Annotated in this window: 15 protein-coding genes and 1 pseudogene; 6 read left to right on the forward strand and 10 right to left on the reverse strand. The window is 50.4% G+C overall.

Annotated elements, in window-relative coordinates; all coding sequences use genetic code 11:
- Nucleotide 1: 1 nt before the first annotated feature.
- On the forward strand, nucleotides 2–238 hold the full coding sequence (locus A7090_RS07285; RefSeq protein ID WP_105273509.1) for a YebV family protein: 237 nt from the start codon (nucleotides 2–4) through the stop codon (nucleotides 236–238).
- Between the two features lie 104 nt (nucleotides 239–342).
- Nucleotides 343–534, forward strand: coding sequence for a YebW family protein (locus A7090_RS07290; protein WP_105273561.1), 192 nt, complete (start codon nucleotides 343–345; stop codon nucleotides 532–534).
- Here A7090_RS07290 and A7090_RS07295 read toward each other — a convergent pair.
- The 4 genes and pseudogenes from A7090_RS07295 to yobA all read right to left on the reverse strand — a co-directional run.
- Nucleotides 535–787, reverse strand: a pseudogene (locus tag A7090_RS07295) (serine/threonine-protein phosphatase); the annotation flags it as partial.
- Between the two features lie 410 nt (nucleotides 788–1,197).
- Nucleotides 1,198–1,539 (reverse strand): YebY family protein, encoded by a 342-nt coding sequence (locus tag A7090_RS07300; protein ID WP_098944960.1) that lies wholly within the window; start codon nucleotides 1,537–1,539, stop codon nucleotides 1,198–1,200.
- Nucleotides 1,540–1,551: 12 nt separating this feature from the next.
- Nucleotides 1,552–2,424, reverse strand: a complete 873-nt coding sequence (gene copD / locus A7090_RS07305; protein ID WP_105273511.1) for a copper homeostasis membrane protein CopD — start codon at nucleotides 2,422–2,424, stop codon at nucleotides 1,552–1,554.
- A 3-nt stretch (nucleotides 2,425–2,427) separates the two neighbouring features.
- A complete protein-coding gene (gene yobA / locus A7090_RS07310) occupies nucleotides 2,428–2,802 on the reverse strand; it encodes a CopC domain-containing protein YobA (RefSeq protein WP_105273512.1) in 375 nt (124 codons plus the stop codon).
- A gap of 138 nt (nucleotides 2,803–2,940) precedes the next feature.
- Here yobA and holE point away from each other — a divergent pair, with 138 nt between their 5' ends.
- From holE to exoX, 3 genes are all read left to right on the forward strand, one after another.
- Nucleotides 2,941–3,171, forward strand: a complete 231-nt coding sequence (gene holE / locus A7090_RS07315; protein ID WP_000916759.1) for a DNA polymerase III subunit theta — start codon at nucleotides 2,941–2,943, stop codon at nucleotides 3,169–3,171.
- An 84-nt stretch (nucleotides 3,172–3,255) separates the two neighbouring features.
- Nucleotides 3,256–3,687, forward strand: a complete 432-nt coding sequence (locus tag A7090_RS07320) for a carbon-nitrogen hydrolase family protein (RefSeq protein WP_105273562.1) — start codon at nucleotides 3,256–3,258, stop codon at nucleotides 3,685–3,687.
- A gap of 23 nt (nucleotides 3,688–3,710) precedes the next feature.
- Entirely contained in the window at nucleotides 3,711–4,373 is a 663-nt protein-coding gene (gene exoX, locus A7090_RS07325) for an exodeoxyribonuclease X (protein ID WP_105273513.1), read from the forward strand.
- Here exoX and ptrB read toward each other — a convergent pair.
- The 4 genes from ptrB to yebG all read right to left on the reverse strand — a co-directional run bounded on the left by ptrB (nucleotide 4,370) and on the right by yebG (nucleotide 8,338).
- A complete protein-coding gene (gene ptrB / locus A7090_RS07330) occupies nucleotides 4,370–6,430 on the reverse strand; it encodes an oligopeptidase B (protein WP_105273514.1) in 2,061 nt (686 codons plus the stop codon). The genes exoX and ptrB overlap by 4 nt on opposite strands.
- 208 nt (nucleotides 6,431–6,638) lie before the next feature.
- Nucleotides 6,639–7,298 carry a tellurite resistance TerB family protein gene (locus A7090_RS07335; RefSeq protein ID WP_105273515.1) on the reverse strand — a complete coding sequence of 220 codons (660 nt, stop codon included), beginning with the start codon at nucleotides 7,296–7,298 and terminating at the stop codon, nucleotides 6,639–6,641.
- A gap of 326 nt (nucleotides 7,299–7,624) precedes the next feature.
- Nucleotides 7,625–7,981 (reverse strand): protein YebF, encoded by a 357-nt coding sequence (gene yebF / locus A7090_RS07340; RefSeq protein ID WP_105273516.1) that lies wholly within the window; start codon nucleotides 7,979–7,981, stop codon nucleotides 7,625–7,627.
- A gap of 66 nt (nucleotides 7,982–8,047) precedes the next feature.
- Nucleotides 8,048–8,338 (reverse strand): DNA damage-inducible protein YebG, encoded by a 291-nt coding sequence (gene yebG / locus A7090_RS07345; RefSeq protein ID WP_105273517.1) that lies wholly within the window; start codon nucleotides 8,336–8,338, stop codon nucleotides 8,048–8,050.
- Between the two features lie 133 nt (nucleotides 8,339–8,471).
- Between yebG and purT the strand changes: the two genes are divergently transcribed.
- Complete coding sequence (purT, locus tag A7090_RS07350; RefSeq protein ID WP_105273518.1) at nucleotides 8,472–9,650, forward strand: formate-dependent phosphoribosylglycinamide formyltransferase; 1,179 nt, start codon at nucleotides 8,472–8,474, stop codon at nucleotides 9,648–9,650.
- A gap of 54 nt (nucleotides 9,651–9,704) precedes the next feature.
- Here purT and kdgA read toward each other — a convergent pair whose 3' ends face one another.
- Nucleotides 9,705–10,346 carry a bifunctional 4-hydroxy-2-oxoglutarate aldolase/2-dehydro-3-deoxy-phosphogluconate aldolase gene (kdgA, locus tag A7090_RS07355; protein ID WP_000800512.1) on the reverse strand — a complete coding sequence of 214 codons (642 nt, stop codon included), beginning with the start codon at nucleotides 10,344–10,346 and terminating at the stop codon, nucleotides 9,705–9,707.
- A 36-nt stretch (nucleotides 10,347–10,382) separates the two neighbouring features.
- Nucleotides 10,383–12,194, reverse strand: a complete 1,812-nt coding sequence (gene edd, locus A7090_RS07360; protein ID WP_105273519.1) for a phosphogluconate dehydratase — start codon at nucleotides 12,192–12,194, stop codon at nucleotides 10,383–10,385.
- Nucleotides 12,195–12,217: the final 23 nt, after the last annotated feature.

Here is a 12,217-nt window from a genome sequence, read left to right on the forward strand (position 1 = left end):
GATGAAAACCAGTGTGCGCATAGGCGCTTTTGAAATTGACGACGGCGAATTACACGGCGAATCGCCGGGTGATCGAACGTTAACTATTCCTTGTAAATCAGACCCCGATTTATGTATGCAACTGGATGCCTGGGATGCCGAAACCAGTATTCCTGCCCTGCTAAATGGCGAACACTCTGTCCTTTACCGTACCCACTACGATCAACAATCTGATGCCTGGATTATGCGTCTTGCCTGATCCAAAAAGAACCCGTCGGCATGGCGGGTTATTTGTCCTGGTTATTCCCTCGTTGTAAAATCTCTCCTAAAATTGACGGTACGGCACCACACTTCGGGGATGAAATGTTCGCGCTGGTACTTTTTGTTTGCTACCTGGAAGACGGTTGTGAAGATATTGTTGTTGATGTCTACAACACGGAACAGCAGTGTCTTTATTCTATGAGCGATCAACGGATCCGCCATGGCGGTTGTTTTCCGATTGAGGATTTTATAGATGGTTTCGGGCGACCGGCACAGGAGTACGGTGATTTTTAATTATTGCAGTTGCACGAGAGTCAGTTCTCCCCCAAAGACAGCGCCAGTATTAATATAATGCAGGTTGCCAATATCCACGCGATGGCGCAACGGTGTATGACCAAACCAGAAATGATCTGCGCCACTCATTCCCTGCCCTTTTTGGCGTTCACGTAATCGCGAGCGGCTCCACAAGACCTGATGCAAATCGACGTCCTTTTGCCACTCTCATAACGTGTTTGCCGGTGCGACTGTGTACTTCAAGAATAAACGGGCGCAGGCTGTTTCATCAATATTTTCCTCCCACGCTAAAGATCACATAATCTTAACAAGAATGTTAAAAAACGCTGGACTCAGGCAGTAGAGTATGTGTTATGGTTGGCTATAAAGTCAGCGAAGGGAATGCTTCCGGCTTTTAACAGATAAAAAGAGACCGAATACGATTCCTGTATTCGGTCCAGGGAAATGGCTCTTGGGAGAGAGCCGTGCGCTAAAAGTTGGCATTAATGCAGGCTTAGTTGCCTTGCCCTTTAAGAATAGATGACGACGCCAGGTTTTCCAGTTTGCGTGCAAAATGGTCAATAAAAAGCGTGCTGGCCATCAACTTAAATGTTAAAAACCGCCCGTTCTGGTGAAAGAACTGAGGCGGTTTTTTATTGGAAATCAAAAAGCTATTTTAGGTAATTAGCAGAGTTTTTCAGCTCGTTCTATAAACGGTGCCAGGCTCATTTTTTCGCCGGGATTGTTGGGAGCATCAATCTGAATCACCGAAATGGGTTGAGCTTTAGTCTTCCCGCTGGCGACTTCCTTTTGTGCGATATCGTTTAAAGGATACTGCACGAGGGTACTTGGGTTAATGACATACAAAGCATTACCCGGTCGGCAAGTCAGCATCACCTCTTCGCGATTAAACGCCCATTTGTCTTTACCCACTTCAAAACGACTGACGGTAATCACCTGCGGCGCCGCCAGCGCCGCTGCCGAACTGGTGAGTAACAGAAACGCCAGAATACTTTTTTTCATCATTTTCGTAATCCATCAAAAAGGTTCGAGAGTCGCAAGCAAGCTGATTATCACCAGCACTACCGCACCTATCGCCCATTCGAGTTTAGTCATCCACACAAACCGGGGAGCCGCACGGTCTTCATCCTGTCTCATGCGCGGTACAAGAACATAACGATTTGCCAGCGCGATGACCACCATAATCATCACCAGAATGGCTTTGAGCAATAAGAGTTGGCCCCAGTAAGTCGTAAGCGTGGGGGAAAATCCGGTAATCAACAATGCATTAAGCACGCCGCTTGCCAGTACGCCGATCACCGCCAAATGACCGCACCAGGAAAAACGCATCAGCGCCTGAATAGACTGCTGTCGCCAACGCCCTTTGATGAGTTTCATACACCAGAGAACCGGCAGTAATCCCCCAAACCACGTCGCCGCACAGATCAGGTGAATCGCGTGATTAGTCTGATGGATTTTCGCCGTTACCCCTTCATTCAGCGTCGCATGCCCGACTCCCGCCAGCAGAATAAATTGCGCGGTAGTGAGCATAAACAGCAAACGTGGCATATTCCGCGGTTGCATGAGGGCGACGATCAACGTTACGAGGGCGAAAACAATTTGCCATAACCAGACGCCACCAAACTGCGTTTGCAAAACAGCCTGCCAAATGCTTGGCGAAAATACATCTGACCATCCCGCTCCCATCAGCCCACCCTGAACGGCGAGCATTGCAGTAGCACTGATCAAACTCCAGACGGCGGCGTGCTGTTGTAAACGCAGAAAACGCTTTGTCAGCAAGCGACGAATCGTTAAGGGGGCCAGCCAGGCACCGTAAATAGCGACGCCAAAGACCAGCATCAGAGAGGTGAAATGGATAAATCGCAGCGCGATCCAGGTAAACACCAGCATGATTTATTTCACGCTAAAGGTGTAGTGTCCTTTCGTTTTATGCCCGTCCACCGAAACAACATGCCAGTCAACGGTGTAGGTTCCAGATTTCAGCGAATCGGCCAGTGGAACAATCAGTTGCTTTTGGTCCTGCTCATTCCGCTTCGCCGGTAATGTCTTAATATTTTCGTTTTTTGGCCCCGTGATTTTGACACCACTGAATCCTGTTTCAACGCCTTCAGAGAAGTTTAAAGTGATTGCCTGCGGGGCAGCTGTCACTTGCGCGTTTGCCGCAGGATACTGATGCGTTAAATGCGCATGTGCCCAGACGGAGGGTGTCACCAACGAAGTGGTCAGGATTGCCAGCGCGTAGTGAAGGGAGCGTGCAGTTGAAACCATATTATCTATTCCTTTTTGTAATAACTTTTTAACAGAGCATAACCTTGTCTACTGTCTGAGTCGAGGAGCATCAATTCCGGCTTGCCATCTAGGCTCACTCTTAGTAACGTTTGCCCGCGAATGATGAGGAGATTAAGAATGCTGAAGAATCTGGCTAAACTGGATCAAACAGAAATGGATAAAGTGAATGTCGACCTGGCGGCAGCCGGGGTGGCATTTAAAGAACGCTACAATATGCCGGTGATCGCTGAAGCGGTTGAACGTGAACAGCCTGAACATTTGCGCAACTGGTTTCGCGAGCGGCTTATCGCCCACCGTTTGGCTTCGGTCAATCTGTCACGTTTACCTTACGAGCCCAAACTTAAATAAAACTTATACATAGTTACACTTTCTTACATGACGCCTGCTGAATTATGAGTATTTTCTAAACTGCCCCCATAATTTGCCGTCATGATGTCGTTCTGGAAAGTTGCAGCAGCGCAATATGAGCCTCGTAAAACCTCACTGACCGAACAGGTAGCTCATCATCTGGAATTTGTGAGGGCCGCCGCCAGGCAACAATGTCAGCTGTTAGTTTTTCCATCGCTTTCTTTATTGGGGTGTGATTACTCGCGACGTGCCCTTCCTGCCCTACCCGATCTCTCACTGTTAGACCCGCTTTGTTATGCCGCAACGACCTGGCGAATGACCATCATTGCCAGCCTTCCCGTTGAATATAACGATCGCTTTATTCGTGGAGTTGCGGTGTTCGCACCGTGGCGAAAAACGCCAGGGATCTATCATCAGAGTCTTGGTCGTCTCATCGTCCGCGCCGATCGTGGTTCATTATTAGTCGGTCAGCATTCATCACAGGGTTGGCAAGGCGATATCATTCCATTACGCTAGGCTTTTTCGGCCTGGAGCATGCCATGTTGCGCATTATCGATACAGAAACCTGCGGTTTGCAGGGAGGGATCGTTGAGATTGCCTCTGTTGATGTCATTGACGGAAAAATCGTCAACCCCATGAGCCACCTGGTGCGCCCCGATCGTCCTATTAGTCCACAAGCGATGGCGATTCATCGCATCACCGAAGCCATGGTCGCCGATAAACCGTGGATTGAAGATGTGATCCCGCACTATTACGGTAGTGAATGGTATGTCGCGCACAACGCCAGCTTTGACCGCCGCGTACTGCCTGAGATGCCCGGTGAGTGGATTTGCACCATGAAACTGGCCCGTCGTTTGTGGCCAGGGATTAAGTATAGCAATATGGCGCTATATAAAACACGCAAGCTCAATGTACAGACGCCGCCGGGCCTGCATCATCACCGCGCGTTGTATGACTGTTATATCACCGCTGCATTGCTAATCGATATTATGAACACCTCCGGCTGGACAGCAGAACAGATGGCCGATATCACCGGACGTCCGTCGTTGATGACGACCTTCACCTTTGGTAAATACCGTGGCAAAGCGGTTTCCGACGTTGCCAAACGCGATCCGGGCTATCTGCGCTGGTTGTTTAATAACCTCGACAGCATGAGCCCGGAGCTGCGTTTAACACTGAAGCATTATCTGGAAAATACTTAATCCGCTGGCTTAGCGGGTAATGCTCCCTGCGCCAGCGCAACCAGAAAAGCATATTCCATCGCTACGCCTTCGTACGATTTAAAGCGACCAGATTTACCGCCGTGGCCTGAATCCATGTCGGTACAGAGCAATAACAGATGGTCATCGGTTTTCAGCTCACGCAATTTAGCGACCCATTTTGCTGGTTCCCAATATTGCACCTGAGAATCGTGTAAACCGGTCGTTACCAGTAAATGCGGATAAGCCTGTGTGGTGACGTTGTCATACGGGCTGTAGCTTTTCATGTACTCGTAGTATTGCGGATCCTGTGGATTCCCCCACTCTTCAAATTCGCCGGTGGTAAGAGGAATTGATTCATCAAGCATCGTTGTTACAACATCAACAAACGGTACCTGGGCGATAACGCCGTGGAACAACTCCGGGCGTTCATTAATCGCAACGCCCATCAACATGCCCCCCGCACTCCCGCCCATCGCATAACAGAGCGAAGGAGAGCCATAGCCCAGTTTTAACAATGCATCGCAGGCATCAAGATAATCATTAAACGTATTTTTCTTCTTCAGAAATTTACCGTCTTCGTACCATTGTTGCCCCAGCTCGCCACCGCCGCGAGCATGAACAATGGCGTAGACAAATCCACGATCCAACAAACTCAAGCGGCTAAAACTGAAATCGGCATCAATACTTGCGCCGTAAGAACCGTAGCCATACACCAGAAGCGGGTTGTGTCCTTTGCGAAAATGCTTGCGATGATAGACCAACGAAACCGGAACTTCGACGCCATCACGGGCGAGGACCCACAGATGTTCGCTGCGATAATTTGCCGCATCAAAACCAGGAACTTCCGTTTGTTTTAATACACGACGCTCACCGGTATCCATATCCAGTTCAAACAAAGTATCTGGTGTGGTCATGGAAGAGTAACCATAACGCAATCGCGCGGTTTCAGATTCTGGATTGTAGGCAATCCAGGTTACATAGGCCGGATCATCAAAGGCAATGCCAATGACTTCACGGGTCTTGCGGTTAATTTGGCGCAAACTGGTTAACCCGCGCTGACGCTCTTCAACCACCAGCCAGTCGGTAAACAGCGTAAACCCTTCCAGCATGATGTTATCGCGTGGTGGAATTAACTCTTCCCACTGTTGCTCATCACGCATACGGGTACGGTATAAGCCAAAGTTTTTGCCGTGGCGGTTGGAACGCAGATAAAACCGATGCTGGTAGTGATCAAGGCTGTATTCGTGATCTTTGCGGCGCGGCAGAAAAACAAACGGCTCGGCATCGGCCATTTCTGCGTCCAGCAGATGAACTTCACTGGTGGTGGCACTGGCCAGATGAATGACCACATAGTGCTTCGATGTCGTTTTATGCAAACTAACGTAATAGGTATCGTCTTTTTCTTCGTAGATCAGTTTATCTTGCGATGCTGGCGTACCGATGGCATGACGCCAGACTTGATATGGCAGCAGCGTTACCGGATGCTTGCGAACATAGTAGAAAGTCCAGGAGTCATTTGCCCAGACAAAGCTGGGTTCAACGTTATCCAGCAGTTCCGGATACCAGTTACCTGTTTCCAGATTACGAAAACGAATGCCGTACTGGCGTCGGGAAAGAAAATCTTCTGCCAGGGCCATAATGGTGTTATCGGGCGTAATCGCCATTCCTCCCATCGAATAAAACTCACTGTGCGCCGCGCGCTTGTTGGCATCGAGCAATGTTTCCCACTCGCCCCACTCTTCACTGAATGCCGATTGACGCTGATAGATAGCATATTCACAGCCTGGTTCATAAATATGTCGGTAGCGGTAGCCATTTTTGATGTAGGGCGCAGAAACGTCTCTTTGCGGAATGCGGTCGATGATTTCCTTTAAGATGCGATCCTGCAAGGCTTGTTGTGAGGCCATCACCCGATGACCGTAACTATTTTCTTGTTGCAGGTAGTCCAGGACTTCCGGCTGAGAACGCGTATCGTCCCGTAGCCAGTAGTAATTATCGATGCGTGTATCGCCATGAAGCGTCATGGCGTGGGGAATGCGGGCGGCTTTTGGTAGCATGTTATTGTTCTTTCTGGTTGAAACATCTTATAAGGGTGGCAAAACTCACCGGGGATGCAAGCGAAACAGGATTGTCATTGCTCAGATGATGACAGGTAATAGCGCGGATATCGAATGTTATGCAGACAGAGAAAATCAGCCTGCTCAAATGGCTGTGCGGTTCTGGATAGCCCGAAATAGTCAACTTCAGGCTATCCAGAGAGTGGAATTATTCAACCAAAGTGCGTTTCTGCTGTTCGAGATCGCGTTCAATGCCTTCACGAACATCCTGGGGAATTTTCAGCGCGTCACCCAGTGCATTCAGGTAACTGCGCTCCATAAAATGGTCAATATCAATAGCCGCGCAGCTCAGGAAGTAGATTTCCAGCGCCTCTTCTTCATTGCGGACTCCGGTAGCCAGGCGTTGTGGATCCAGCGGTTGTTCGATTGCCTGCTCAATGAGTACACGCCCCTGCTCTTCCACGCCAGCTTCACGCAATTGCTGCTCGATTGCCGCACGTTCTTTGGCATCAATATGACCATCACTTTTAGCGGCAAAGACCAGCGCAAGGATCAAACGTTCCGTACGCTCATCCAGTGGCGTACTTTGCGCGCCAAACTGCGGTTCGTCCTGATGCGCCGCACGAATTTTATCTTTGTATTTATTCCACAGCACCGTGCCCGCTACCGCTCCACCGCCAACCAGCAACGCGTTAGTACCATATTTCGTGAGAAGTTTCCGTGCTGATTTATTTGCGACCAGCAGCCCAGCCAGTCCACCTAATGCGCCTGGTACTAAAAGTTTGCCCAATCCTTGATCCGTAGACGAGGAGGTAGAAGAACTGCCTTGCCCAAGCAGGGATTGTAGCTGATTTAACCAGTTAGCCATATTTGTTCCTCAATAACTATTTTTAGTGCCTGTAGCATAACGGATGAGGATGTCAGAAAGTGTATATCGAGGCAAAAGATGCGCAAATAAGCGGGGGCGTAAGGCCATTATTAAAAGAAATTCGCACAAGGTAAGGTGTTTACTGTATATCGGCGGGAAGGGGTATTTTGGTGATGGTGGTTTGACGTTTTGAGTGGCATTGTTTAATGCTAATTGCCCGATGCAACGCAGTTGCGTCTTATCAGGCCTACGATTTTGGTGCGTTGTAGGGCAGACAAGGCACTCGCGCCGCATCTACCAACGATCAATCGAATTATCAGAAGTCATTAACGCCGCTGATATTCTGCCATTCCCGCTTTGCAGTCCACGCTGACCAGGTAATGAATATCAGCACTTTTGCCACGTACGGTCAGCGGAACTGACCATTTATCATCTTGACCCTGGATGTCCTGCAAACTGACCCATGCCACGGGATCGGCCTGACCGACAATTTTTTGATCGTCAGCCCAGCGCGCCACGCGATTTTGTTGATAATCACGTTTTACGCTCGCGGCAATTCCGGCAGCATCCAGACCTTCACACTTTGGGAAAGTGACCGACTTGCTGGTTTCATTATTCGCAGCGAAAACTGATGCGCAGGCAGAAACCAACAACAGCCCTAAAAAGGCCCCTCTTTTTTTCATGTTTTTCTCCATAGCACAATGATTCAGGAGAAAGCATGGTACAAATTGTCAGGAGCGCAAGTTGCTTCAGGCCGCGTGTGACGCATCATCCTCTTCAGAATCAGCACCAACTACCTGTGGGGACGGTAATTTGCCGGTTTTCAGAATAGTGCTCAACACATCTTTTTGTTCTGCCAGCCATAGCGAAAGGGCTTCACGTTGCTCGTCTTCCATTTGCACTGGAGAATTTGTCAGCCAGGTGTCGAGCAGATCTGCCGTATCAAGCATTTTGTCATAAGCATCGGCTTCCTTTTTGCTGGTAAACGACATTTTCTCTTCGCCCTCACGAATGACTACGTATTTAACTTCAACCGCCATTTGCAGCCTCTCACAATAACTGTAATTTTATACAGTATATTTCTTTTCAGCCGGGAAATCAATATCAACAATAAAGACATGCGCAAACGTTTTCGTTTATACTGCGCGCGGAATTAATCAGGGGATATTCGTTATGACGTTATTAGGCACTGCGCTGCGTCCGGCAGCAACTCGCGTGATGTTATTAGGCTCCGGAGAACTGGGTAAAGAAGTGGCAATCGAGTGTCAGCGCCTCGGCGTAGAGGTGATTGCCGTCGATCGCTATGCCGACGCGCCAGCCATGCATGTCGCGCATCGCTCCCATGTCATTAATATGCTTGATGGTGATGCATTACGCCGTGTGGTTGAACTGGAAAAACCACATTATATCGTGCCGGAGATCGAAGCTATTGCCACCGATATGCTGCTCCAACTTGAAGAGGAAGGACTGAATGTTGTCCCCTGCGCTCGCGCAACGAAATTAACGATGAATCGCGAGGGTATCCGTCGCCTGGCGGCAGAGGAGCTGCAGCTGCCCACTTCAACTTACCGTTTTGCCGATAGCGAAAGCCTTTTCCGCGAGGCGGTTGCCGACATCGGCTATCCCTGCATTGTTAAACCGGTGATGAGCTCTTCCGGCAAAGGTCAGACATTTATTCGTTCTGCCGAGCAGCTTACGCATGCGTGGGAATACGCTCAACAAGGTGGACGTGCCGGAGCGGGTCGCGTGATTGTTGAAGGCGTCGTTAAGTTTGACTTCGAAATTACCCTGCTCACCATCAGCGCGGTAGATGGCGTCCATTTCTGTGCACCAGTAGGTCATCGCCAGGAAGATGGTGACTATCGTGAATCCTGGCAACCACAGCAAATGAGTCAGCTGGCTCTGGAACGTGCGCAGGAGATTGCCCGTAAAGTGGTGCTGGCACTGGGCGGTTATGGTCTGTTTGGTGTCGAGCTGTTTGTCTGTGGTGATGAGGTGATTTTCAGTGAGGTCTCCCCTCGCCCACATGACACCGGGATGGTGACGTTAATTTCTCAGGATCTCTCGGAGTTTGCCCTGCATGTGCGAGCCTTCCTCGGACTTCCGGTTGGCGGGATCCGTCAGTATGGTCCTGCCGCTTCTGCCGTGATCCTGCCACAACTGACCAGTCAGAATGTCACGTTTGATAATGTGCAGAATGCCGTAGGCACAGGTTTGCAGATTCGTTTATTTGGTAAGCCGGAAATTGATGGCTGCCGCCGTATGGGTGTCGCGCTGGCGACCGCTGAGAGTGTTGATGAAGCGATTGAGCGCGCAAAACACGCCGCTGCACAGGTAAAAGTACAAGGTTAACCCCGGCAAAAAACGCTACAAAAATGCCCGATTCACGATCGGGCATTTTGACTTTTACAGCTTAGCGCCTTCTACAGCTTCACGCGCCAGCTTAGTAATGCGGTCGTAATCGCCCGCTTCCAACGCATCTGCCGGAACCAGCCAGGAACCACCGATGCACAGCACGCTTTTCAGCGCCAGGTAGTCACGGTAGTTAGCCGGAGAAATGCCCCCTGTCGGGCAGAAACGGACCTGGGAGAACGGGCCAGCAATTGCCTGCAGGGCTTTCACACCGCCGTTAGCTTCAGCCGGGAAGAATTTGAACTCTTTCAAACCGTAGTCCATACCCAGCATCAGTTCAGAAACAGTGCTGATCCCCGGAATCAGAGGAATAGTCCCTTCGGTAGCGGCTTTCAGCAGCGGCTCAGTCAGCCCCGGGCTAATTGCGAACTGTGCCCCCGCTTCAGTGACTTCTGCCAGCTGCTGTGGATTCAGCACCGTACCGGCACCCACAATCGCTTCCGGCACTTCTTTGGCGATAGCACGGATAGCGTCAACTGCACACTCGGTACGCAGAGTCACTTCCAGAACGCGTACGCCACCTGCGACCAGCGCTTTTGCCATCGGCACCGCGTGTTCCAGTTTTTTTACCACGATAACCGGTACAACCGGGCCGGTGGTCAGGATTGATTCTGCACTTGTTTTCCAGTTTTTCATCAGAGTTTTCTCTCGCCTGATTACAAATTTGTCGTCTTAAAAAGTGATACAGGTTGCGCCCTGTTCGGCACCGGACAGTTTTTCACGTAAGGCGCTGAATAATTCACGTCCTGTTCCCACGCGTGACGCGCTCAGGTCAGGAATGTGCGGCTCGCGAGCAGCCAGTTCCGCGTCGTCTACCAGCAGCATCAGTTCGCCTGTCTGTCCATTCACACGAATGATGTCCCCGTCGCGCACTTTTGCCAGCAGCCCGCCATCGTAGGCTTCTGGTGTTACATGGATAGCTGACGGCACTTTACCTGAAGCGCCGGAGAGTCGTCCATCGGTAACTAACGCAATTTTGAAACACCGGTCCAATAATACACCAAGTGGCGGCATGAGTTTATGTAATTCTGGCATTCCGTTCGCTTTTGGCCCCTGATGACGAACAACGACGACACAATCGCGGTCCAGCAACCCCGCTTCAAAGGCCGGCATAACGTCATGTTGGCTTTCAAAAACAACCGCTGGCGCTTCAATTACCTGGTTCTCAACCGGCACAGCAGACGTTTTCATAACTGCACGGCCCAGGTTACCGCTTAACACTTTTGTCCCACCATGATGAGAGAAAGGGTGTTCGAAGGACGCTATCACGTTGCTGTCGAGTGATTTTTCTGCCCCTTCCCGCCAGTCCAGTTCACCATTATTCAGCCATGGTTCAAGGGTATAACGAGACAGACCAAAGCCCGCCACCGTATTGACATCTTCATGCAACAGGCCAGCTTTGAGCAGTTCACGCACCAGAACCGGTACACCACCCGCCGCCTGAAAGTGGTTAATATCGGCCGGACCATTCGGGTAGAGACGCGCCATCAGCGGTACAACATCAGAAAGATCAGAGAAGTCATCCCAGTTAATCTGAATACCGGCCGCACGTGCCATCGCCACCAGGTGCATGGTGTGGTTAGTGGACCCCCCCGTCGCCAACAGTGCAACGATGCCGTTCACCACCACTTTCTCATCGATCATCTTACCGATCGGCATCCATTCATTACCATTACCGGTCATGCGTGTAACCTGACGCGCAGCTGCAGCGGTCAACGCATTGCGCAGCGGGGTGTCCGGATGAACAAAAGAAGAGCCAGGCAACTGCATCCCCATAAACTCCACCACCATCTGGTTGGTGTTAGCAGTACCGTAGAAAGTACATGTCCCCGGCGCATGATAAGACGCAGCTTCTGACTCCAGTAGTGCCATACGGTCCACTTTACCTTCGGCATAAAGCTGGCGAATACGCACTTTTTCTTTATTTGGTAAACCGCTTGCCATCGGACCAGACGGCACAAACACCGCAGGCAAATGACCGAATGACAGTGCTGCCATTGCCAGCCCTGGGACAATCTTGTCGCACACACCGAGGAACAGAGCACCATCAAGCATGTTATGGGACAACCCCACCGCCGCAGACATCGCGATCACTTCGCGGCTTAACAGCGACAATTCCATTCCATCCTGCCCCTGGGTGACGCCATCACACATCGCCGGAACACCGCCCGCAACCTGACCAACCGCGTTCGCTTCATGCAGGGCTTTACGAATGATTTCTGGATAGTGTTCGTAAGGCTGGTGTGCGGAGAGCATGTCGTTATAGGAGGTAATGATGGCGATATTGTTACGCAACATGCTTTTTAAAGAGGTTTTGTCTTCTGGCTGGCAGGCAGCGAAACCGTGTGCCAGGTTACCGCATGCCAACTGCGAACGATGAACGGTCGAAGTTTTCGCTTGTTCTATCCGGGCGAGATAAGCAGAGCGAGTCTCGCGCGAACGTTCAATGATGCGCTTTGTTACGCGTAACAATTGTGGATTCATAAAGGCTCCTGAAATTGAGTTGT

Source organism: Escherichia sp. MOD1-EC7003 (assembly GCF_002965065.1).
In the GTDB taxonomy this organism is placed as follows: domain Bacteria; phylum Pseudomonadota; class Gammaproteobacteria; order Enterobacterales; family Enterobacteriaceae; genus Escherichia.